Genomic DNA, 3,822 nt, shown 5'->3' with positions numbered 1-3,822 from the left:
TTTTTTTACGTCTTATATTATTTTTATTTTTTTGCAACCGCATCTTCTATTATATTTTCTATTAATTCTATAAAACTCATGCCTTTGCTTTCCGCTATCATAGGTACTAAGCTGAGTTCCGTCATTCCGGGAAGCGTATTGAGTTCTAGAACGTATGCGGCGCCGTCGTCCGAAAGAATAATATCCGCCCTTGTAACCCCTCTGCATCCGATAATTTCGTTGGCTTTAACGGCGGCAGACTCGCATGCTTTATACTCTTGTTCCGTTAAAGACGGGTTTATTAAATACTCCGTCTTTCCTTTTGTATATTTAGCCGTATATGAATAAAAACAATCTTTAGGCTTGACCTCGACGCACCCTAAAGCCTTGCCGAACGCCCAAGCAAACTGAATTTCTCTTCCTTTTATATATTTTTCTACCAATATCTCATCGTCATAATTGAAAGCATTGTTTAACGCCGTTCTTAAATCCCCGACCGACCCGCCGCTTTCGACTATGGAGCATCCTATGCTGGAACCGGAAGCGTTCGGTTTGACGAAATAAGGCGGTTCGAAATTTTGCGATATTTCATTTACTGCACTTTCGACGTTTTTCTTCTCGATTACAATGCTCGGAGGCGTTTTCAAACCGTAAAAATTAAACAATGCTTTCGATTTAACCTTGTCCATCGCCAGCGCGCTTGCGAGAACGCCCGAACCGGTATACGGGACGCCGAGTATTTCGAGCGCTCCCTGAACCCTGCCGTCCTCTCCGTATGTTCCGTGCAGGGCAATAAAACAGACGTCTATATTTTTTAAATTAACCGTAAAATTTTCGTCCAAATCAAACAGCAGAGCATTATATCCGCCGGATTTTAAGGCATTGAAGACTGCGTTTCCGGTTTTAACGGAGATATCCTTCTCCTCCGACCTGCCTCCCGCCAAAACCCCTATCGTCAAATTTTTCAATTTTTCCCGCATATCTCCTCACACTATCTTTATTTCCGTATCTAATTTTATCCCTTTGCTTTCTAACGCTTTTTCCCTTATGTTGTCTATTAAAAACATAATGTCGGAAGGTTTTGCGCCGCCTTTATTAATTATAAAATTTGCGTGTTTTTGAGAAACGGACGCTCCGCCGAAAGAAACGCCTTTAAATCCCATTTCCTCTATAATTTTTCCTGCAGAAAAACCTTCCGGATTTTTAAAAATACACCCTAAAGAATATTCTCCAAGTGGCTGTCCCGATTTTCTTTCTTTAAAAATTTTAATATTTTCGGTTATTTCCGCTTTGGACGATTCCTTAAGTTTAAGATAAACCGACGTTATACAATAGTTATCTTTAATGCCGTTAATATTTAAACTGCGGTATGAAAAATTCATATCTTTTTTTTGCACGGTGCATTTAGAACCGCTTGAATCCAATATATCTACAGCCTCTACGATATTGCCGACTGAACTTTCTTTAGAACTGGCATTCATTTTTACGGCTCCGCCGAGAGTGCCCGGAATTCCGTAAAAAAACTCGCATCCGCTTAAGTTATGCCTAATGGAGTAGTTTAAAATTTTAGATAAATTAATTCCTGCGCCGAATCTCAAAATCTTATCCCCGCATTTCTTATAATTTTGATAATCGTCAGAAACGTTCAACACCGAGGAATCGAATTTTTTAAAAGATATAACCGGAACGCATATCCTTTCTTCCTTAAAAAGCGTATTCGTACCTCCGCCTACGACGTAACGGAAACATTCGGATATTACGCCTTCGGTCAGTTTTATTATTAGCCCAAGTTCGGCTTCGTTTCTTGGAAACAGTATTAAATCCGCCTTTCCTCCGGTTTTAATAGAGGAATAAGACGACATATCCTGATTTTCAATAAAATCGATGTTCAGTTCTTTCAACTTTTTTAATAAATCTTCTTTTGTTTTTGCGCCCGTCATATCTATACCGAAACAGTTTATTAATATTAATAATTAATACGTTCTTTTAAATTGCCGGCACCTGCAGTAGAAACAGTTTTCAATGTTCTTGTTTTGTTAAGCCTGCTGTGAACGAATTCGTCGCAGGTTTTAGTTATATCGCCGGCTCCGAGGAATATTACCATCTCTCCGCCTTTCAGCATATTTTTTAAATTAGATTTAATGTCTTTTCTGTTCGGAACGTAATATACGTTTTTATATCCGTTATTCTTCATTTTCTCGGAAAGCGCCATCGACGAAATACCTTCTATAGCAATCTCTCCCGCGGAATAAACATCCGTAATGATAACCGAGTCGGCTATTTTTAAAGAATTTACGAAATCGTCCATAAGGTCTTTCATTCTGGAATATCTGTGCGGCTGAAAAACTGCGACTATCTGCCTGTTCCAGTTTTTTGCGGCTTTAAGCGTTGCGGCAATCTCGACCGGATGATGGGCGTAATCGTCGACGATTATAAGTCTTTCGTTAGATTTTTTTATCTGAAATCTTCTTTCTACTCCGTGAAAACTTTCAAGCGCTTTTGCTATAAATTCGGTTTTTATGCCGAGTTCTTTAGCCGCGGCTATCGCCGAAAGAGCGTTTAAAACATTATGTATTCCCGGAACGGACAGCTTGAATTTGCCTATCATTTTAACGCCGGAATATGCATCGAAAGAAGATGCGTTTTTCTCTAAAGATATATTCAAAGCGTAATAATCCGCTTTCTGTTCTATGCCGTAAGTAAAATATTTTTTATTTATAACCGGAAACAAAGAGCTTAATAGCGGATTATCTGCGCATAAAACCGCAAATCCGAAAAATGGAATATTATTTATAAAATCGGCGAAAGACTGCTTTAAATTTTCTATATTGCCGTAATGGCACAAATGCTCGTAGTCTATATTAGTGACGACGCAATAATCCGGTTTTAATTTTAAAAATGAACCGTCGCTTTCGTCGGCTTCGACGACCATATATTCGCCTTTGCCTACTTTAGAATGCATACCGAGTCCGAAAATTTTGCCTCCTACGACGAAAGTCGGGTCGACTCCCGCTTCTCCGAGTATCGACGATATCATCGAAGTGGTAGTAGTTTTGCCGTGAGAACCGGCTATAGCAATTCCTTTTTTTAGGGAGAGAAGTTCGGAAAGCATTTCCGCCCTCCTTAAAACGGTAAGTTTTCTGTTCTTAGCTTCGTTAAGTTCGGGGTTGGCTTCGGAAATTGCGGTCGAATATACTACTACTTCTGCATCTTTTATATTTTCAGGATTATGCCCTATGAAAATTTTGCCGCCTATAGATTCGATTTTTTCTATCGTCTGGCTGTACTCTATGTCCGAACCGGTAACGGAATAACCAAGATTTATAAGAACTTCGGCTATCCCGCTCATGCCTGAACCCCCGATACCGATTAAATGAATCTTTTTGACGCCGTTTTTCATAATTTCTCTCCTTTATCTTTATTTAATATTATGCCTGCTATTTCATCCGCAGAATCTTTTATCTCTATTTTTTTTAAATTATTATACATAGATTTTAACAAATCTCTATTATAAAATATTTTAGAAATTTTTTGTAATAATTCATTAGAAAGATTTTCGTCGTCTTTTACGACTTCGAAGCATCCGCTCTTGGAAAACGCAAGAGCGTTTTTCTCCTGATGATTGCCCGCCGCATGAGGATACGGTATTAAAATAGCGGGCTTTCTCAACAAAACCAGCTCGGACAGCGTCCCCGCTCCTGCCCTCGATATAACTATATCGCTTAACCCGTAATAATCTTCTATGTTGTCCGTAAAGGGAAAAACTTCATATCCGCCGGTTTTTAAATTATTTTTATAAAAATTCTCTGCCGTTTCGGCGTCGCGCAAACCGGTTTGATGATA

General features: G+C 39.0%; 4 protein-coding genes. All 4 read right to left on the bottom strand.

Annotated elements, in window-relative coordinates; all coding sequences use genetic code 11:
- Positions 1 to 23 precede the first annotated feature (23 nt).
- Positions 24 to 959 (bottom strand): D-alanine--D-alanine ligase, encoded by a 936-nt coding sequence (locus EVJ48_10345; protein ID RZV36504.1) that lies wholly within the window; start codon positions 957 to 959, stop codon positions 24 to 26.
- Positions 960 to 965: 6 nt separating this feature from the next.
- On the bottom strand, positions 966 to 1,919 hold the full coding sequence (gene murB, locus EVJ48_10340) for a UDP-N-acetylmuramate dehydrogenase (GenBank protein RZV36503.1): 954 nt from the start codon (positions 1,917 to 1,919) through the stop codon (positions 966 to 968).
- A gap of 26 nt (positions 1,920 to 1,945) precedes the next feature.
- Positions 1,946 to 3,379: a UDP-N-acetylmuramate--L-alanine ligase gene (locus tag EVJ48_10335; protein RZV36502.1), complete on the bottom strand. Its 1,434-nt coding sequence runs from the start codon at positions 3,377 to 3,379 to the stop codon at positions 1,946 to 1,948.
- On the bottom strand, positions 3,376 to 3,822 hold a 447-nt coding region (locus tag EVJ48_10330; GenBank protein ID RZV36501.1), incomplete at its 5' end, for a hypothetical protein. The genes EVJ48_10330 and EVJ48_10335, both read right to left, overlap by 4 nt.

The organism is Candidatus Acidulodesulfobacterium acidiphilum, from assembly GCA_008534395.1.
In the GTDB taxonomy this organism is placed as follows: domain Bacteria; phylum SZUA-79; class SZUA-79; order Acidulodesulfobacterales; family Acidulodesulfobacteraceae; genus Acidulodesulfobacterium_A; species Acidulodesulfobacterium_A acidiphilum.
The sequence above is the reverse complement of the archived record's forward strand: the minus strand, read 5'-3'. Positions and strand labels throughout refer to the sequence as shown.